Source organism: Nostoc sp. UCD121 (assembly GCF_014222285.1).
Lineage (GTDB): Bacteria > Cyanobacteriota > Cyanobacteriia > Cyanobacteriales > Nostocaceae > Nostoc.
Map to the genome: position 1 here is coordinate 1 of NZ_JACKZS010000152.1, position 19,005 is coordinate 19,005.

Genomic DNA, 19,005 nt, shown 5'->3' on the forward strand with positions numbered 1-19,005 from the left:
TTTTTGTTCTCGTAAGCCACACGCGAACAAATTATGATTTATTCCACTATCTATTTTCCCTTAACCGAGCAGTATTGCCACAGATTCACATAAATGTACACAGATACAGTCATTACCGAATTTAGCCAAGTCACTCTTGATTGGCTAAATTCAGTACTCGCTACTGATACCATCCAAGAGGTTGCTATTACCCCTTTAAATAGCGACAATTCTCGGATTGCTAAAATCTAGCTTCAATATCAACCAGAAACTACAACTACATTGCCTGCATCCCTATTCCTGAAAATCTGTGCAGATAACAATAATCTTTTCGGTGACTCTGAAGTTAACTACTATACACGAGATTATATTGAGCTAGCAAATCCACCCATACCTACTTGCTACCATGCAAGCTATGCAGAAAATCCTCGTCGGTATCATCTTCTTTTAGAAGACCTATCTGCAAGCCATTTTTCCAACAGTCGAATTAGGCGAATTCAACCTACACTTGCCTATGGCTGTGCTGTTGCTAAGGCACTAGCTACATTACATGCACATTGGTGGGGTATTGAAAAATTACAAGCTATTAGCAGCTATATTCCCAGTCAAACTGAAATTGAGCGATATGTAGCGCAAGCTCAACCTGGGTTATTACCGATGTTAGAAGAAGTTAAAACTGAAATTGATGATTCATGGCACTCAGTCTTAAAAGATGTATTTGAAAATCATCCTATTAAGATGATTGAGCGCACAAAAAACTCATCCGGGTTTACGCTAATTCATGGTGATCTTAACCCTGGTAATATCTTGTCTCCTTTGAATGACAACGGTAGAACTTATCTAATTGACCGCCAACCATTTGATTGGTCACTGACTACATGGCTGGGGGTAAGCGATTTGGCTTATGTGATGGTGCATTGGTGGGATACTAATTTACGCAGGCAATGGGAAACTCCTATTTTGCGTGAGTATCATACACATCTCATCAGCAATGGTGTTTCCGGGTATGAATGGGAGCAACTATTAGAGGACTATAAACTCACCGCCGTACAAAGTATTTATGTTGCTACAAAATGGTGCGCCTTGGAAGCAGATCGTCAACGGATGAAATGGCTGTGGTTTTCACAATTACAAAAGTCTATAACAGCCTTCTTGGATTTAGAATGCTCCAATTTATGGGCTGGTTGACACTTGGAAAAGCCCTAGTTTATCTGGCGTATAACCATTTGCTAAACAAAACCCGCCCGCCCACAAGATTGCGTTATCTGCTTTTTCAGGAAGATTACTGCGTACCAAAAGCGGTTGCTTTATTTGGATACTTGAGTTCGTAGACGTAAGATTTGATCCCTTTTCTGCTAACCCAAATTCCTGGGGGTGGATGATCCCCTTGGTGCTGTGGCAAGACATCCCAAAGGCGACCCTGGACTTCATGAGTGGCTTCATTGTAAGCAATCCAGCCGTAATCCGGCTTGAAAATAATCCAAAGATCCTGATCACGACGCTGATATGCGAAAGTGCCATCTTCACGCTGCCTGCGATCAAACTCATAAACAAGGTCATCGCTCAAGCGGTGAAGCTCGAAGTACTCATACATCGATAGTACTCCCCTATTTTCCAAACTACATCTTTCGGTCTAACTATTTATTATGCGGAAACTTTCTATATAACTACCCCTTGGGCGGGTGATTATACAGAATTTTTCTATATAACATTCATATTCGGGTATTATAGAGAATTTTTGCGTGTAACTACCTAAAATTAGCTGATTATAAGGATTAAGTTTGGTAAAAAGATACAATTGATTGCTTGGAAAGCTTCAAAACTTCTCCCTAACTTGCCGCCACAATCAAAGCAGCATCTGCCGAATCATTTGCGTAGCGTCTGTCTTCGACACACTGTTCGCGTTCGTAGAGAAGATTGTCTAGGCTTATGGCTTGTAAATACACCGAATCAGCACAGAAATTAGAGATTAAGGTCAAATGTTTAGGAACTTTGCTTCTAAAACCTGTATTGATTAGGGGAATTGGCTATAGCGAGTGAAGCCTTTAAATTATATTCCGGATCAGACTGATGTAAGGGAGTGAATATATAAAGAAGAGGATTATATTCCCAGATGATTAACCAAATTACCGCCTTAGAATCCTGTTGGCATATTTCTCCTGGGTGGGGTAAGACCATGCCTCCATTAGCAGTGGAAATGTTAGAAAAAGTTTTGTTGCCAATCTCAGACTTGTCAGGTTATTGCTGTGGTGTTGAGTGGTCAGGACAAGAATGGATTTATGCAATTGTTTGCCAGAATGAAACTCTCTACTTAGCTGAACAAGAATTTCATACAACAAATGTACTAAAAAAGCCCACTGTTTCTACTCCAGCTTTTAGATTGGGGGACATAGTTGAGGTTGATTTCGGTGAACGGCCGACACGCCGTATTATTCAAGGAATTTTTAGTCTCAAAGAGAATTGGCTTTATGGGGTAGAGTGGCGCTCCCCAACTTTAGAAGAAGTATCTGCCCAAAGCAGAACAATATGGCTTGCTGATGTAGATTTAGTTAATGTTAGTGTATAACTAGGGTGTTGACTTTGAGAGCTTAAGGGTGGTAATTTTTCATGCAATAACTATGTAGTACGCTCAAAGTCAATGCAAGAGTTTAAAAGCCCAAGCAGTCGGTTGGCAAGGCTATTTCACAAGGGTCGAGACAATTGGAAACTCAGAGCCTTGGAAAAGCAGAAAAAACTTAGAGCATTAGACATAAAAGTGAGAGATTTATCTACGTCAAGAGATTATTGGAAGAATCGAGCCAAGATTGCTGAAGAAAAACTACACAAAGCAAACATAGAAACAGGCTTGGAAAAAAAAAGAGATTGATCCAAACGGAGAGTTAGTTGCTAAGGGGCATCATTATTCAGTCGAAACCATACAAATTTCAGTACAACAAGTTATCAAGTGTGGCAGCAGTTATAGAGGGGTTGAAAAGACATTTGAGTTGTATAAAGAAATTTTCTCTAAAGATACGCCTAGCTTTAGTAGCGTTAGAAAATGGTTAGGAAGAATTGGGTTGTATGAACTCAATAGAGAAAAAGAATATCGAGATGATTGGATTTTTATTGTTGATTTGACGGTAGAACTAGGAAAAGAAAAAGGGCTGGTAGTCTTAGGCGTTTCAGAACAACTGCTAGTAGAAGAAGTTTTTCCATCAAAACGAGGATTGCAACATCAGGATGTTCAAATTCTAGGATTAGAAATCATGAGTTCAACGAAAGGAGAACTTATAGAACAAAAACTGACAGAAATTACTCAAAAATTTGGTTGTCCTAAACAAATAATTGCTGACCGTGGAAGTGACATTCAACGGGGGATTAAACTTTATCAACAGAATCATACTGATGTAATTTATACCTATGATGTAACTCATGCAATGGCTTTACTCCTGAAGCATGAACTAATAAGTTGCGAAAAATATCAGTCTTTTATACAGCAGTGTAGTCAATGTCGAAAACAACTGCAACAAACTGAACTATCTTTCTTAGCTCCTCCTTCACAACGTTCACAGTGTCGTTACTTTAACGTAGAAAAACTTTTAGAGTGGGCAGATAATCTGCTAAATTCACCGCTTGATATTTTAACCGATTTAGTACCAAATATTGAGCCAGAAATTCTCCTGACTAAGTTGAAACAGAAGTTGGGATGGTTAGCTTCTTATCAAGACTCACTCAGCAATTGGAAACAAATGGTTCAAATGACCCGCACCGTAGAAACTCAAATTAAACTTGAAGGGCTGAATCAAGAAAGCTTCAGTATTATTCAACAATATTTAACAGTGGAAGTAGATTTTCCACAAGGCTTTGCTCAGAAAATTCTTGGTTATTTGACTGGGGAGATTTCTCAGATGAAATCTGAGCAAACATTATTAGCAACTTCTGATGTTCTGGAATCACTTTTTGGTAAATACAAGCAGTTTTCTTCTCGTTCTCCTTTTAAACAAATAAGTCAAATATTTTTGAGTATTTGTTTATCAACCATGAATTTGACAACTACTCTTGTGAAAGAGGCATTAGAAACAGTCCGTTTTTTGGATGTTGAAGACTGGGCGGCTCAAGTTTTTGGCCAATCCATGCTCTCGAAAAGAAGAATTTTGTTTTCTGCCACAACTGACGACACAGAAACTGCATGAAGATTTTGAGCATCTCTCCCACAAAATCAACACCCTAGTACAGGACTGAATCTAACTGCTGCTGATTATGTGATTCATACAGACCCTTGGTGGAATCCCGCAGTCGAAGACCAAGCCTCAGACCGCGCCCATCGCATTGGGCAACAACGCCCAGTTACCATTTATCGTCTAGTAGCAAAGGATACTATAGAAGAAAAGATTGTGCAATTGCACCACCACAAGCGAGATTTGGCAGACAGCTTATTGGAAGGTGCTGATATTAGTGGCAAGATATCAACGGAAGCCTTGTTACAGTTGATTAGTGAAGATTAAGGCATTTACCAAGGCTTTTTTGACAATAATCGCTCATTCAGTAAGTTGCTTTTATCTGACTTGAGCGAGCGCAAAACTTGTTGCGCCATAATTATTACCTGAAAATAAGGTTTTGGCACGGTAATGCCTAACCGCCTAATTCAAATTATAAAGGGATTTAATCATGGTACAAGATGATGAAATACTTGACATTGTAGACGAAAGCGATTGCGTTGTTGGACAGAAGAAACGTTCGGAAATATATCGTCAAGGACTATGCAATTTTAGAGTTGTTAATGCTTTTGTTGTTAATTCATTAGGTCAACTGTGGATACCTCGGCGTTCTGCACACAAAACTATTTTTCCGCTTTGTCTTGATGTCAGCATGGGGGGTCATGTTGAAACTGGAGAAACCTATGAAGATGCTTTACAACGTGAACTCAAAGAAGAGTTGAACTTAGAGCTAAACATGGTTAATGTTCGACCCTTGGGATATTTAATACCATATCAGTATCAAGTATCTGCTTTTATGAAGGTTTATGAAATCGAATTAGATTTGAACCCAGAGTATAATAAAAATGATTTTATTGAAAGTTTTTGGTTATCCGTTAATGATTTAATAGAATGGTTAAATAGCGGTGAACCTGTAAAAAGTGATTTGATAAAACTTGTAAAAATATTTTATCAACACTAAATAAAGTTCTTTATAAGACATTTGAGATACGTTTATTAGGAAGATTAAAATAAGTTAGAAAATGCATATTTACGTCAAAAATATGCTGACGACTGGAAATGATGTTTAGCTAACTGTTCAATGCTAAGAAACGATTTCTTGAACATGAATATGGGATTATTTCATGTAGAAGCCACACCAATGCAGGTCAAGAATTCTATTAAAATATTTCCAGAAGAAAATCTAAATTATCATTAGGATAATACTCTTGTTTTTCTTCTCCAAACTTGAATAAATATATCGTTTTATTGCCAATTAATCTGATTGATGAATCTTCAATTTTTAACATTGTTCCTTCCGACAATCCTACAACATAAATATCTGGATTTAAAATCAGAAAATCTTCCAGTCTTTGTTCTCTTGTCTCTCCATTGTGATTTGGGATTACTACATTTGTATAGTGGGGGTTAATTTGAAAAGGAACTAAATTCAATCCTTGAAGACTTATGGGTTCAATTATTGGCATATCATTACTCGTTTTGATGGTAGGACAAGCAACATTAGAACCTGCACTCCATCCGATATAAGGAGTTCCATTACTAACTTTATTTCTGATGTCGTCAAATAGTTTAGTTTGGTGTAAGCAATGTATTAAATGAAAAGTGTTTCCGCCTCCGACTACTACAGCTTCTGCATTTTTAATTAATTCATGAGGATTTTCAACCGAATGAATAGCATCAACTTCATAACCTATATCTTGAAATACTTTTTCAACTTTTTCGGTATAGTGCTGATAAGTTGAAGTAACGGCTGCAAAGGGGATAAACACTATTTTATTGACAGAGCTTCCTAAAAACTTTTTAATTTCCTGACGGGGATAAAATAAGTACTCTTCACCGATATTTGTTGAATTACTAAGTAATAACAATCTTTTTGACATGGTTTATTTCCTGTAGTTGTAATTATCTATACTAAAGAATGGTCAAAAGAGGCAAGGGGGCAGGGGAAAACTGAGACGGAGCTTGTACTTTGCCCCAGTTCAAACTGTATCAATATTGCTCAAGTTGGCAAACAAGGATCTGGAATTTTTGGTAGCAGATGGTTGATATTTTCGTATAAAGAAATTAGCAATCCTTGAATGACATTGACTGTCTTGAACAACAAGTTATAGGAGAAAAACCAAAGAAATATCAACTAATTTCGCTCTGTGTCTTGAGAGAAACTTTGAGCCGTAATTTGACGGTTATAGTGGGATAATTCCTCTTAATCCTAGCAAAAGGAGTGATAGTAAGTTTTAATTTATTGGGCATACTGTTTTGTTTTTAAATTACGTTTCATTAGTAAAGCTACAACCCCAATAGCACTGACTAAAATACTTAAACTAGAGTTCGGCTCAGGAACTTGCTTAGAGACAACTTTCAAGTTGGTAATATTGTCGCGGATGAGCAACTCGTTTGTTGTAGGATTAAAGAAGTCAATACCAACACTTCTAGAATAAGAAAGTGAATTATCAGAAAGTATGGGGAGTTTTGCTTGGTTCCCTGAGTAGAATAGCGCAACATCAAATAGACACGTAAGGCTAGAAGAAGTTATGCATCCAGGTGGATAACTAACGCCGCTAAGGACTCCCAAATTCATCGGAAAACCAATTAAATCAGAAGTAACAGATGGAACAACATTAAAGTCAGTAGTGACATTACTTAAATTGACATAGGGCGCTGAGATAGAAAAGTTAGAAACAGCACCAAGGTATGCAACTCCCGTAACATTAGGTCGGAATATAGCAGGTTCAGGAGATGGAGGGGTGTTCGTATTCAAGGTAAATGTTCCTGCTGCGCCATTTGTAGTAGAAAAATTAAAGTCTATTAGGGCAGCTTCAACTGGTTCTAGGGATATGCTTCCCAAAACAATAAAGGCTACTCCGGCAACAGCGATAGATAATTTCTGCATGGGTTTTTTAAGGTTTAGGTTTTAAATCAGTTATCAGTTATCAACCAGGATAAGTGTTTACTGTTTACAGTTAAACACCGCACCACCAGGACTAATCACCCGAAATTGCCAGGAATAGGTATCAATATAAAACACCTCCAAAGCAGAACCATTGATGCTGACGACGTGGTGAACTGTGGTTTTAGTTATGGCGCGGCTTCTGTAGCATAACCAGAGTGCCATTCGGCTTGAGACTCAAGTACAGTTAGAACTTAAGGGGTGGACACCTCCAATTTTGATGGAACAACAGAAAGCGTCGCCGTATTCTGTACCTAATAAATCAAGCCAAGGTAGAGAACTAGATGTAAGTTGATGAGGTAGTATGTTGCTTTATTGCTGCAACATCTTCAACAGAACCTCTGGGCTATCCATTTTATCCATTACAACCTCAATAAAAACAAGTTGGTCACGGTTTTCTTGAGCTGTTTGTAATGCTTTGTCTAACTGGGATTCGGTACTAACTTTAATTGCCCAGGCATTGCCAGCGAAAACTTTAGGGAGCTGATGATAATTCCAAGGTTGAATGTCGTTATATGGCATACGTTCACCGTGAATATCACGCTCTATAGTATATCCATCATTGTTGATCAAAAAAATAATCGGTTTTAGATTATGGCGTAAGATGGTTGAAAGTTCTTGTGCAGTCATTTGGAAAGACCCGTCACCAACCAGTAAGATAGAGCGACGTTGTGATGCGGCGATGGCACAACCAAGTAATGAACCAACAGAGTAACCAATCGATCCCCAAAGTACTTGCCCAACGAAAGTAGCTCCTTTTGGTAAAGGAACGATAGAGGCACCAAACAAACAAGTTCCAGTCTCAGCAACAATAATGTCATCTTCTTGGAGAAAATGAGCAAATCCATGCCAAAAATACTGCTGCGTAATCGGTGCCGAAGAACCGCCAACGATAGGCTCTATAAAACCAGCATCTAAATTCTCTGTTGCTGATTTGAAGTAAAGCGTTTCATGATCGCGGTGCTGCAACCGTTGGCTTAAAGCAGAAAGCACATCTGCCATAGCGACATTGTTGTACAAAGCATGTTTAATTTTTACATAATCCCCATGCACTTCAATAGTTTGGCTGGGATCGAGTTTGGCAGAAAACTTGCCTGTGTTGAAATCAGTCATCAAAGCACCGATACTTAAAACACAATCTGCCTGCTCAATACGTTTTCTGACAGATTCCTCACTGGCAGCACCATTATATATGCCGATGAATTGGGGGTGGGTTTCTTCTAGCAATCCTTTTCCCATGTTCATCGTGGCATAAGGGTATCCAGTAGCTGTTAGCAATTTTCGCAATTGTTCATGTAAATGATAGCGAGCGACACCAATATCAGCAAGAATCACAGGTTGGGAAGCTTTTTCCAGTATGTTTACACAGACATCAACTATTTTTGCTATTGTAGCGCCATCACTTTGAAATACAGGGGATATAAAGAAATCAGACGGTGCAGACACCTCAGCCAGAGCAACATCCATAGGTATGGAAATATAAACAGGTAACTTCTTCAGCAAACAGATACCTAAAACTCTGTCAATTTCCGTTGTTGCATTTTCGTTTGTTAAATATGCTTGAGCCACCGTTACCTGTTGATACATTCGGGCAAATATTGAAAAATCACCAGTACCAAGCGTATGATGGACAAGTGAACCAAGAGCTTGAATTTTAGTCGCAGGGGCACCGGTAATCGCTACAACCGGAACGTGTTCAGCATAAGCGCCAGCAACACCATTAATAGCACTGAGTTCACCAACACCAAAGGTAGTTACTAATGCCGCAACACCATTAATCCGACCATAACCATCGGCAGCATAGGATGCGTTAAGTTCGTTGCAAGTAGGAATTAACTCGATGCCATTGTGGTTAACAATATAGTCGAGAAATTCCATATTGTAGTCTCCAGCAACGCCAAAAATATGTTTGATACCAATTTGCTCCAGACGAAGCAATAAATAGTCGCTAACAGTAAACTTTGCCATTGTTTGTCTTAAGCCAAAATTTTACCCCTTTAAGGTATGAAAACTATGACTGAGATGCGTATCTCTGAAGTAAGAATAGGATTGTGACTTTTGCCGTCAAGCCGTTCACCTGCACTCTTAATCATCCTTGAGGAATTAACAGTCAAATGATCTAATCGAATAAGCAAATCACCCCATCCATTCAGTCCACTGTGGAGCATCTGTAACCAATTGAGCAAACTTTTTGGGGCAAGCATCCTCAAACTCCAGCATCACGCCGCGACGCTCACCACTCTTGCCCAGAGTATTGCCCATCTCCTTCAACAGGATCGCCAGCCGCAAGCAGAGGCGAAAAATGCTTTTAAAAACCTCTTAGTAAGAAACTTTAGAACTTAAGTTTTTACTTGGGTTGCCACAATAGAGTGATATCAAGGTTTTTAACAGCAGATACGGTATTTCTAACCTACGTCGGTACGGTTTACACTCCTTTGGCTTTTGTAAAGTCATCGTAACATTTATTTATATAAAACAATATTTGCTTACACAAGCAAACTCAAATAAAAGCTATGAACCAACCCATTGAATTATCTTTAGAACAAGAATTTAGCCTGAGAACATTCGCTGATCAAGTGAAGCAGATGTCACGTGAACAAGCTCAAGAGTTTTTGCAGATGCTGTATAAGCAGATGATGATAAGGGAAAAGACTTACCAGGAATTGCTCAAACATCAGTGGGAAGTTGGTTCAGGTTCAATCTTGGGCTAAAATAAACTTGCTCTCGTCAACTTTAGAAAAAGCCAACACTGTTTAGTCCAAGGTGCATTTTCAGCTTCAGTCCCTTCCAATCTTGAATAGCAGCACTTTCCACCTGGGTGAGTGTTTGGGGAATGTCAATAGGTGTAGTGTCAGTGACTGATGTGGTTAACACTATATTATTAGTGACTGACACCGATTCCCTTGAAAACGCTTCATCTCGATTTAACCACTGCCCGAAAATCGAATCACGCTGATCATCAGGTGCAACAAACCGATAAACGCACTCCCGATTTTCACGCTTACCCAACCGACCAATGTAGTCCAACTTCAAATCAATTTTGGCAAGTAACTTCTGAGCGATCGCAATCGGTGTGTGTTTTTCCGAGATACTGACATTCAGATAATTCTTGATAACATGCCGATGCGTTACAGCCAGAGCCTTAAACTCCACCATCCTCTCGTCACTTCCCCGCAACTGAACGTCTGGCGTGAGAAACTGCAACAGATTCAGATTTTCGAGTAACAACACAGCAGGTAATAGCTGCCCCTTGTTAAAATCTGGTTTCCAAATCGAATTCTCTCCAGCCTCTAACTGCGATGCAGCCCGTTTAGTATCACGGTTAGTCAGAAACTCTCGGCCCAGCGTCAAATAGTAGTGCATTCTCAGTTGAGGATACCACCCATCGTCATCTTTCTCGACCAAATCAGGGGTTACGTCAATTTCATAGCGACGGGATAATTCCGCCTTGCGCTGCTGGTGTCGTTCAGTTTTGGTTTTAGCCCTTGTGTCTTGCAGCTTCTTGAGTTCAGCCCCAGAGAGTTCAACAGAATTAGCGATCACCTGACACTCCGCAGCATACAATTCAACAGATGCCGCCTTAACCGACTCGATTACTGCCCCACTCTCATCATCATCAGCATCATCGGCATCAATAATGGTGTATCCATCTTCGACCAATCCCCCAAGAACAGATTCTCGATAACGCCGCATCTCAACGTTGATGACAGAGCCACGCTTACCCCAAGTCTGCAAAGATTCGGGCTGAAAATTCTGGTCAATATAGCTCAAATCCGCATTATCCGCCGCCGACAACAGCGCAATGTTCGCTTGTGTTGCGACGTGTTGACTTCTGAGCAATCCTCCGATGGTTGTGGAACCATTGCCCACAACCGACATCCCCCACTCTCTCACCCAAATGTGACGGTCAACAGTTTCCCTAACCCTTGCCAACATCTGACGCACGGAGTTAACCGGCTGCACTCCCTGAAAAATCCCCCAAACACTATCAAAATGTCCTCGAATGTCGATAGATACCCCAGTTTCTAAACTTGGGGAGGCGATAACCAAATCATACTGGGTGAGAATTTCGTTCAAGTGAGCGATACAACCGAAAGCCGCATGAGAGGGGTCAGCCACAGATTCGCTGTCTATTCGCAGAATCCGCAGGTGAGGGAACTTGCGACGAAAGCGTTCTTCAAGTGCCTGGGTTCCCCACTTAGACTTAGCCTTTTGAGCAGAACAGCAGAGTAAATGATGCCCCTCTTTGGCAATGGCTTTGTCCAGTGCTGCGATAAGATTCTTCGGGTTACTGCCAGAATAGTTGTAACAGTTTCCAGCTACGTGGCGATAATTGTTGAGAATTACGAACGGGTTAACCCGATATTCTCCAGCGAGTGATAAAACATACTTCACATCAGTATCTGACACATCGGCACTAGACAGGTAAATCTTTCCTTGACTGCTGCCCAAAACATTCTGTACCAGTTGTTTGAGATTTTTGAGAACGGACACCCGACGCTTCTGCACTTCCGTACCAGAGTTAAGCAAATGCCAAAATACTTGGTCGCATTCGTCGATAATTATGACATCATTTGCCCAGTCATTAGGGTTGAATCGCGCCTGACTTTCTTGATGCAGCGAATCAACACATACCCCGTATCCTAACAATGTGCCTGTTTCATTCGTGCGAACTTCGGTAACATAGTTAACACCAAACCGATTACACAACGCCTCACCCAGTTGAATACGGTGGGTGATGATTAATACCCGTCTCTCTTGGTCATGTGCTTTTGCCACCTCAGTTGCCAGCCATTCGGTTTTACCAGTGCCTTTAGGAGCTTTGAGGATAATCAGCTTTTCACCTTCTGGTACAAGCAGATGGCCGAGGAATCTTTGGTTGAGAGCGATCGCTGGGGGATAAGTTAACAGAGTAAACAGCTTGATTTCCCATAGCTCCAGCGCAACGGCTGTGTTGTAGAGCGCGTCAAATGCTGGCTGACCCTTAGCAACGATAAAATCATCAACCCCTTTCTCAAGCCCAAAAGGTAAATCAATCACTCGCAGAGAACAGCCTTCATTTACCAGCAGCCGTCCCATACGACTGATAGCGGTTCTGACTCGCTGGACTGTCTCAGGTTTGTTGTCCTGGTCGAAGCAGATGTTAAGCTGTCTCCCCTCTGTTGCGAAATGTTTCAAGTCGGGAATTAAGGATGGCTTACCAATGGCAGTACCGTACTCATCATGGGGTGTGCGGTATCCTGCGTTTACTCCCGGAATTGCGATCGCAGCATAACCAGCAGTCAACAATGCCCCCGCTTTCTTGACTCCTTCGACAATTGTCACTGGTACATTATGCCTCCAAACCCAGTGCCAGAAACCCCCAGGATGCTGTAGGTCTTCTTCAGTAATGGGAATGCCGCTACGATTGGACACTTTTACCCAAATGCGATTCGGGACTAATAGGAAGAAAGCGCGTGTCTCTTCTCTGAATGGGTGTTCATACTTAATGAATTTGTGGATCTTCTGGCGGTCGCGTCGGGGATGGTCGGGTTTAAAGCAACCCCACATCATCAGGGCGTAGTTGTTAAGGGGGTCAACGCCACTACACCACCAGCCGCCTAATTCAATGTGCTGGTATTTCTTCAAATCGCGATCGCGCAGTCGCCCATCATTGCGACGGGAGATTTTGGGACTGTAGAGCAGATATTCGTAGGATAACGTTCCGTAGAGCGATTTGACATTCAGGGCAATGATTTCTTCGTCAACGCAACTGTTGAGCCATTCTTGTTGATGTTTAGCTTGAGAATCAGACTCGATTACACGCATATTCCCTCTATTTTTTGACGCATGAGTAAGTAAGCGGTATATGGTCATACCGCCTTTAAGGTTAGTTATGCAGACACGGGTTAAAGAACTGTCGTTTTTAGTTCAGCCGTCAGAGTGAGAAATATCTCGTTACCTGGGGTAATTGGCTTTAAAGCAGAGATAGTAGTACATCTGAACTAAGCGAGAATATGATACACCATTTTGGAAAATTGGATTGAAACTCAAAACAAACTGCCTTCTTCAGATCCTTCCCCCTGTGTGCGGTCGAAATGTGAGATTGATACGGGTACTAACAACTTTGTTTGTTTGTTTTCGGAACCTGATGCAGATGAGTGGACTGACAACCGGGGTGCATCACAAGCAAGCTCCCGTGTTCGAGCCAGAAGTCAGTGGATTTGCCATTTCTCGGTTTGATTTGGAATTTGCGACATGACCCCAGACTTATGGAAGCGATGGCTACGCCCGCCGCAGGCATCGCAGGGTTAAATCCCATCGATTGTTCATTGTCGGAATGCCAGCCGATACTGTCCTGTCCACTGCGATACTGATTTCCGATAACAATGCGGAATTTGTAGCTAATCAATTTGGTAATGGAGTCGCGTAACTTGGCCAGATTGTCTGTCCAAGTCAAGGGTTTCAAAAATACGCTGTTGGAGTAGAGATAATCACAGCCTGTATCACCGTAAAGACATTCAAGACGGGGAACGGGCATTGTTTTACCCGCAATCCTGATTTGATTTTGCTGCCATTGCAGTTGTAGGCAGTGTTGGTAGAGTTCATTGGCAAGTTCTTGACTTAAGAAATCGGGATAATAAGTGATGGGTAAAACTGGGGTTGATTCCTGAAACAAATTGAGTTGTTGCATGGTACTCTTCTCCAACTAAAAAATGTGTAGGGAAAACAATTGCTGTTAGTTTTGACCAGTAGAAAAAACCTCAATCAACACACTCTCTGGATACAACCCAACTTTTCCAAAACGTGGGTCATGAATGCGTTCTATTTCTATTCCTTGTTTTCTGCACAATGCGCTTGCCTTTCTACCTTTAGTACCCGCTTCTTTTACCGATATTTCTAAACCTTGAAGATTAGCGAAACCAACAACACTATATTTATGTCCGCATGGGGTGTTTACCCTGTCTTGTTCAACTTCAACCGCTTTGAGTCTCGCCAATATTTGAGCTTGTTGCTGTTGTTGCTCCAGTAAATATTGTTCTTGCTGTGCCATCTGTTGGGCGATTGCTGCGAGTAACTGTATTTCTGTCATCGCTGTTTCGGAAGGATTGGTAGGTTTAGTCCAGCCCAATTTGTCCTGAATCCATGCCCGAATGCCGATGGTGTTGAATGAACGGCATACCAATCTGGCTTGCTTAGTGCAGTATCGCCCTGCCTCGTAAGCGTAGTACTCTAGGATAATTGCGATCGCAGTGTCGGGGATACCGTTAGTACGCCAGTAATTAAGGTTCGCCGCATCAAATCCTTGCTCCATAAGGATTAGAGCTAATTTAGATGGTTCCAGGTTCGCGCTTTCTAATGCTTTACCGATAGCCTTATCACTAACTCCAGCTAATCGTGCAGTAGCTTTTATACTGGCCTTACCCCGACCATCTATGTCTACAGTGATTTCTTCTTTAATCTGTTCAATGATTTGTGTGATTTCAGTTGGAGACATAACACCTGCTTTGAGTTTCTCAAAAAGTGAATTGCTGTAACGGTAGTAAATAAAGGTTAAACAACACTTAATTAGCTTGTGCAATGAAGCTATTGCCAAGTAACCTGAATGTTCAATTCATCACAATGAAATTTGATGAGTTGTTTTGTATTGGAACAGCATTGTCCAAATAAATGAATTCTTTTTTGGTGATTCGGATAGTAATGTCCGTAAATTAATATTTGTCCAATAGCACTTTTCCATCCAAGAACGTTTTTGACTTCTATGATTTCGTGAATAGTCAAAATGTCTATTTTTCCAGCAGGAGTATTTACTTCCATTACAGGATTAGCTATCTTTTCAATCCCTTTTACTAAAGAAGTTTGTACTTTCTTCTCAGGAGAATGTTTTTCTGGACTAAAGGCTAAGTAAACGAAACCATCAAAAGTTTTGTGTTTGTAAAAATGTGCAATAGCTTGTCTTGCCTTCTGGGTACAGTATCTACCAGCTTCAAAGGCATAATATTCAACTATCAGGTAGACTCCTTCATCAGGTATACCGTTACTACGCCACAACTCAATATTTAACCCTCGCAATTGTATTTTTTGTGCTAGTTTTGATGGTTCTTGGTTAATAGTGTTTAGAGTCTTAAGGACTGCTCCACCAGTTACGCCAGCCAGTCTTGCAGTTGCTCTAACACTGGCTTTCGCTTGACCATTAGCGTCAACTTCAATCTCTTGAGAGATTTGTTCGATAATTTCGGCGATTTGAATTGCTGACATAATTTTTCGTTGTGTAATGATTTGTGGTTGTGTGATTAGAAAAACTCAAGTATTGACTCGCACCAAACTTTTTTCACCAACCAGTGAGAAACGATTAGATATAGTTGGTGTATTAATTAACGTTGGCGACATTAATTCAACAAGGTAAAACCAAGAATTATGCACCAGCGCAATCCCCAGAATCAGCCGTTGTTTTGTTCCTTTGTCGTGAGAACAGAGGATCACTCTTTCGCCCAAAACAAAAGCAGGTTTTTGCACTTTTATGGCTTCTAACTCTCCAGTACCGATGATTTGGTTCTGTGTTGCGTGGAGTATTTCTTTACCGCAATCAATTGAATAAATCCAGCGCTCATGCTTCCATTGCATACCGCAGCAATAGCCAAATGTTCTTGTGGTTCTTAGGTAAACTCTCTCCAGTAAATTCACCTCAACGGGTGGAATTGTTTGTCCCCAAGGTGGGGAAAGATACCAACTTGTTTGAAGTGCGTTAATATGGTCAATCATGCTTTTCTCCCCTGGGATTAATAACCTAAAAATCCTTGGCAATCTCCAACAAAAAACCGCGTCCTGTATTCTGTACTTGCACCAGTTCTTTGTCCAGCAGAGTTTGAATGACTGAATCGGAGAATTGGAATTGCAGCCGATGTAATGGAACACAACCGCCGCAAAGCCGAATCGAACGCAGCAAATGATTGGCTCTACGGTCAAAGCTGTTGTCAACCGTCTTAGGCATTTGTAAAACCTCCGGTGACTATGGCTAACTGTTGTTGCAGAATTACTATTTGCTGTTGATAAAACTCAATCTCTGCGGTAATTTCTGAGAATAATTCCTGTGGAGAAAGCGGCTGAATTTGATTCTCTTGCAAGTAAGATATTTCATCAGAATTTTTATTAGGCATCAGCGCATAACGCCAGCCATCATCAAATTGTTCAGCCAACTCTGTACCCAAAGGATAGTAATAAAGTCCCAAGATGATGCCCTGTTGTGTACGCTGTTCCAAGTTAAAGTGAGGGTAGGGCCAGTGTTGGGGGATCGAGATTGTGGGTTGCATAGATGGATAGGTGAATGAAGGGAAAATGAGAGAAGAATTCAGGAGTCAGAATGGGCTAAACGCCCCGCTACCGCTAACAGAAGTCAGAATTTTGGGAAGAGGTGGGAAAAAGAGGAGAAAAGAAGGCAGATTTTATTAACTTCTGCACCCTACTCTTTGTTTCTTTACTGACTCCTGACTCCTGGATTCTGACTTCTTAATTACGCTGTGACTAACTCCGTTCTCTCCAGCAGCCGTTGCAATTTATCGCCAGTTAGCTGTTCTAACGGTTGGTCTAAAAAATATTCATCAAAAATGGATTTACCATCAGTAGACACGTCCACCATCGACAATGATCGCACAGCATCAAACACAGAGTTAGAATACTGCTGCTGGACTGAATAACGCCTCTTCACCCACCAGTTCCCGTCAGTGCATCCGACTTGCCCCAGTTTCACGCCCTTGTTGTTGTAAATACCATCATCGAGGATTTCAAACCCGTAATTTTGGCACTCGTTGAAGATATGCGCCATGATTTGGTTTTCAGTCGTGCATGGACTTACTTCTTGTTCCTGCACTGGCAGTGTGCCGTCTTTGTAATGAGTGGTGCGATTCGTTGATTAGTGAATCACGGTAATCAGTCCGTAAATAACTAATCCAGCCCGACAGCAGATTACTGTCATTAAGGCTGAACTCTCGGTCAGATGCAAGTGAAAGCCTTGCCATTCAGACTCAGAATTGACTCCTTACCTGCCCACACCGAACAAGCTCGGTTCTTGCAGAGTGAAGCTGGGAACAGGGCGCAATCAGACGACCGTTGCGGGTTGACACTGGCGCTAACAGGGAGTTCCTACGATGAAATAGAGCCTAAAAAAGCGACTTATACAAGGGCAGGGCGCAACACAAAAAAACCCTGACCCCATTGGAGTCCATTCCCGCCGAATCATCGCTCAGAAAACGGCAAGAGTCTAGGGAATCCAATAGTCGAAGTGGCTACATCTAACGGAACAATCAATCTCTCCGAGGGAACGAATAAAAACGATTTGGGAGTCTTGGGGCTTTCGTTCCCCAGGTAGGCTAGACGAGAAGCGGAATCCTCACAAGTCGGGTAGGACAGACCGTAATTGGTCTGAGGTGTTCAGAATACACAAACTAGAGAAGAGAAAATGATTAGACACAGTTACAAAACTAGTGAATCTTGGAGAGCTTTACCGTGGAAGAAATTCCGCCGAAATCTTCTCCGCCTTCAAAAGCGCGTGTACAAAGCGGTTCAAGTTGGAGACAAGCGGAAAGCTAGGTCACTCCAAAAGCTTATTCTAAAATCAACCTCGGCTCGATTTCTTGCAATTAGACAAGTATCTCAGCTAAATGCTGGTAAAAAGACGGCTGGGATCGATGGGAAAAAATCGCTCTCATTTGAAGAACGCTTCAACCTTGAAGAATTACTAAAAATGAACAGTGGAAACTGGAAGCATCAAGGATTACGGGAAATCCCCATCCCCAAAAAGGACGGGACTACCAGAATACTTAAGATACCTACCATCGCAGATAGAACTTGGCAATGCCTAGCAAAATATGCACTCGAACCAGCACACGAAGCCACTTTCCACGCCAGAAGTTACGGGTTTAGAACTGGGCGCTCTGCCCATGATGCACAACAGTACATCTTTACCAACCTTAACTCTTCCTGCAATGGAATAGAAAAACGAGTTATTGAACTCGATATCGAAAAATGCTTCGACAGGATTAACCACGCAGCAATAATGGACGAACTCATCGCCCCCAAAGGCTTAAAGCTCGGTATCTTCCGATGCCTCAAGGCAGGAGTAAACCCAGAATTCCCCGAACAGGGTACACCTCAAGGGGGAGTGGTCAGCCCATTACTAGCCAACATCGCACTCAACGGAATCGAGAGTATTCATCAACCCAAGGACAACCAAGGAAGAATCAAAGAACCATCAGTCCGATACGCGGATGACATGGTTATTATACTCCGACCCAAAGATGATGCGATAGAGATACTTGAAAGAATCAGCGAGTTCCTCCGCAAACGCGGAATGACTGTAAGCCAAAAGAAAACCAAAGTTACCGCCGCGACAGATGGGTTTGATTTCCTCGGCTGGCACTTCAAAGTCCAGAAAAACGGAAAGTTTAGAAGCACTCCCTCGGTGGACAACTTCAAAGCATTCCGTAAGAAAGTAAAACACATCGCCAACAACTCGAATTATGGTGCTACCACAAAGGCTGAGAAATTAGCCCCGGTAGTTAGAGGTTGGAGAAATTACCATAAGTTCTGCAAGATGGACGGGTCTAGAAACTCGTTATACCACATCGAAACAAGAGCTTACACGGTATTTAACAAGGAAACCAAGCAAAACCGCTATTCTAGCAAGAAATTACTAGACAAAGCATTCCCAAAGGTTCCTTACTCCGAAAACAAACACGTTTCTGTCAAAGGTACTAAATCACCTTACGACGGAGATACAGCCTACTGGAGCGAACGTAATAGTAAACTCTACGACGGCGAAACCTCTAAACAGTAAACCAAAAAGTTTTTCCCAAAGAGCGATCGCTAATTCAGTTTGCGTATTTCGAGGTGCTATATAATACTAAA

General features: G+C 41.5%; 24 protein-coding genes and 1 pseudogene. 9 read left to right on the forward strand and 16 right to left on the reverse strand.

The window, feature by feature from the left end; translation table 11 throughout:
* Positions 1-93: 93 nt before the first annotated feature.
* Together GNF10_RS38865 and GNF10_RS25530 are read left to right on the forward strand one after the other, a co-directional pair.
* Positions 94-231, forward strand: coding sequence for a hypothetical protein (locus tag GNF10_RS38865; protein WP_260446177.1), 138 nt, complete (start codon positions 94-96; stop codon positions 229-231).
* 30 nt (positions 232-261) lie between these two features.
* Entirely contained in the window at positions 262-1,167 is a 906-nt protein-coding gene (locus GNF10_RS25530) for an ecdysteroid 22-kinase family protein (RefSeq protein ID WP_260446178.1), read from the forward strand.
* Positions 1,168-1,261: 94 nt separating this feature from the next.
* On the opposite strand, the gene GNF10_RS25535 is transcribed toward GNF10_RS25530, so the two are convergent.
* Together GNF10_RS25535 and GNF10_RS25540 are read right to left on the reverse strand one after the other, a co-directional pair.
* Positions 1,262-1,573 carry a hypothetical protein gene (locus tag GNF10_RS25535; RefSeq protein WP_185580242.1) on the reverse strand — a complete coding sequence of 104 codons (312 nt, stop codon included), beginning with the start codon at positions 1,571-1,573 and terminating at the stop codon, positions 1,262-1,264.
* 235 nt (positions 1,574-1,808) lie between these two features.
* Complete coding sequence (locus GNF10_RS25540) at positions 1,809-1,958, reverse strand: hypothetical protein (RefSeq protein ID WP_185580241.1); 150 nt, start codon at positions 1,956-1,958, stop codon at positions 1,809-1,811.
* Positions 1,959-2,092: 134 nt separating this feature from the next.
* On the opposite strand from GNF10_RS25540, the gene GNF10_RS25545 reads away from it, so the two are divergent.
* The 5 genes and pseudogenes from GNF10_RS25545 to GNF10_RS25565 all read left to right on the forward strand — a co-directional run bounded on the left by GNF10_RS25545 (position 2,093) and on the right by GNF10_RS25565 (position 5,136).
* Positions 2,093-2,545 (forward strand): DUF1392 domain-containing protein, encoded by a 453-nt coding sequence (locus GNF10_RS25545; RefSeq protein WP_069074506.1) that lies wholly within the window; start codon positions 2,093-2,095, stop codon positions 2,543-2,545.
* A gap of 150 nt (positions 2,546-2,695) precedes the next feature.
* Positions 2,696-2,845, forward strand: a complete 150-nt coding sequence (locus GNF10_RS25550) for a hypothetical protein (protein WP_260446179.1) — start codon at positions 2,696-2,698, stop codon at positions 2,843-2,845.
* Positions 2,846-2,963: 118 nt separating this feature from the next.
* Positions 2,964-4,151, forward strand: a complete 1,188-nt coding sequence (locus GNF10_RS25555) for a hypothetical protein (RefSeq protein WP_185592932.1) — start codon at positions 2,964-2,966, stop codon at positions 4,149-4,151.
* A 39-nt stretch (positions 4,152-4,190) separates the two neighbouring features.
* Positions 4,191-4,463, forward strand: a pseudogene (locus GNF10_RS25560) (helicase-related protein); the annotation flags it as partial.
* A gap of 163 nt (positions 4,464-4,626) precedes the next feature.
* A complete protein-coding gene (locus GNF10_RS25565) occupies positions 4,627-5,136 on the forward strand; it encodes an NUDIX domain-containing protein (protein WP_185607260.1) in 510 nt (169 codons plus the stop codon).
* Between the two features lie 199 nt (positions 5,137-5,335).
* Here the strand turns inward: GNF10_RS25565 and pepE are convergent, their stop codons facing one another.
* The 5 genes from pepE to GNF10_RS38870 form a co-directional block, all read right to left on the reverse strand.
* Positions 5,336-6,055 (reverse strand): dipeptidase PepE, encoded by a 720-nt coding sequence (gene pepE, locus GNF10_RS25570; protein ID WP_185592992.1) that lies wholly within the window; start codon positions 6,053-6,055, stop codon positions 5,336-5,338.
* 359 nt (positions 6,056-6,414) lie between these two features.
* The gene (locus tag GNF10_RS25575) at positions 6,415-7,065 is read right to left on the reverse strand and encodes a hypothetical protein (protein WP_185582331.1); all 651 of its coding nucleotides are present in this window, start codon (positions 7,063-7,065) and stop codon (positions 6,415-6,417) included.
* Between the two features lie 57 nt (positions 7,066-7,122).
* Positions 7,123-7,287 (reverse strand): hypothetical protein, encoded by a 165-nt coding sequence (locus GNF10_RS25580; protein WP_185582332.1) that lies wholly within the window; start codon positions 7,285-7,287, stop codon positions 7,123-7,125.
* Positions 7,288-7,434: 147 nt separating this feature from the next.
* Positions 7,435-9,090, reverse strand: coding sequence for an alpha-keto acid decarboxylase family protein (locus GNF10_RS25585; protein ID WP_185582333.1), 1,656 nt, complete (start codon positions 9,088-9,090; stop codon positions 7,435-7,437).
* Between the two features lie 168 nt (positions 9,091-9,258).
* Entirely contained in the window at positions 9,259-9,384 is a 126-nt protein-coding gene (locus GNF10_RS38870; protein WP_260446192.1) for a hypothetical protein, read from the reverse strand.
* A gap of 251 nt (positions 9,385-9,635) precedes the next feature.
* Here GNF10_RS38870 and GNF10_RS25590 point away from each other — a divergent pair, with 251 nt between their 5' ends.
* Entirely contained in the window at positions 9,636-9,833 is a 198-nt protein-coding gene (locus tag GNF10_RS25590; RefSeq protein ID WP_185582334.1) for an NblA/ycf18 family protein, read from the forward strand.
* Positions 9,834-9,855: 22 nt separating this feature from the next.
* On the opposite strand, the gene GNF10_RS25595 is transcribed toward GNF10_RS25590, so the two are convergent.
* The 9 genes from GNF10_RS25595 to GNF10_RS25635 form a co-directional block, all read right to left on the reverse strand.
* Positions 9,856-12,930, reverse strand: a complete 3,075-nt coding sequence (locus GNF10_RS25595) for a plasmid replication protein, CyRepA1 family (protein ID WP_185582335.1) — start codon at positions 12,928-12,930, stop codon at positions 9,856-9,858.
* Positions 12,931-13,219: 289 nt separating this feature from the next.
* Entirely contained in the window at positions 13,220-13,795 is a 576-nt protein-coding gene (locus GNF10_RS25600) for an alpha-ketoglutarate-dependent dioxygenase AlkB (RefSeq protein ID WP_185582336.1), read from the reverse strand.
* Between the two features lie 45 nt (positions 13,796-13,840).
* A complete protein-coding gene (locus GNF10_RS25605; protein ID WP_185582337.1) occupies positions 13,841-14,599 on the reverse strand; it encodes a hypothetical protein in 759 nt (252 codons plus the stop codon).
* Between the two features lie 89 nt (positions 14,600-14,688).
* Entirely contained in the window at positions 14,689-15,360 is a 672-nt protein-coding gene (locus GNF10_RS25610; protein WP_185582338.1) for a hypothetical protein, read from the reverse strand.
* A 45-nt stretch (positions 15,361-15,405) separates the two neighbouring features.
* Positions 15,406-15,864 (reverse strand): DUF1392 domain-containing protein, encoded by a 459-nt coding sequence (locus tag GNF10_RS25615; RefSeq protein WP_185582339.1) that lies wholly within the window; start codon positions 15,862-15,864, stop codon positions 15,406-15,408.
* Between the two features lie 25 nt (positions 15,865-15,889).
* The gene (locus tag GNF10_RS25620; protein ID WP_185582340.1) at positions 15,890-16,093 is read right to left on the reverse strand and encodes a hypothetical protein; all 204 of its coding nucleotides are present in this window, start codon (positions 16,091-16,093) and stop codon (positions 15,890-15,892) included.
* Positions 16,086-16,412, reverse strand: coding sequence for a hypothetical protein (locus tag GNF10_RS25625; protein ID WP_185582341.1), 327 nt, complete (start codon positions 16,410-16,412; stop codon positions 16,086-16,088). The genes GNF10_RS25620 and GNF10_RS25625 overlap by 8 nt, the downstream gene beginning before the upstream one ends.
* Before the next feature lie 200 nt (positions 16,413-16,612).
* Positions 16,613-16,924, reverse strand: coding sequence for a hypothetical protein (locus GNF10_RS25630; RefSeq protein ID WP_260446332.1), 312 nt, complete (start codon positions 16,922-16,924; stop codon positions 16,613-16,615).
* Positions 16,925-16,934: 10 nt separating this feature from the next.
* Positions 16,935-17,117 (reverse strand): hypothetical protein, encoded by a 183-nt coding sequence (locus GNF10_RS25635; RefSeq protein WP_185607261.1) that lies wholly within the window; start codon positions 17,115-17,117, stop codon positions 16,935-16,937.
* Positions 17,118-17,557: 440 nt separating this feature from the next.
* Between GNF10_RS25635 and GNF10_RS25640 the strand changes: the two genes are divergently transcribed.
* Positions 17,558-18,934 (forward strand): reverse transcriptase domain-containing protein, encoded by a 1,377-nt coding sequence (locus GNF10_RS25640; RefSeq protein ID WP_185580460.1) that lies wholly within the window; start codon positions 17,558-17,560, stop codon positions 18,932-18,934.
* Positions 18,935-19,005 lie beyond the last annotated feature (71 nt).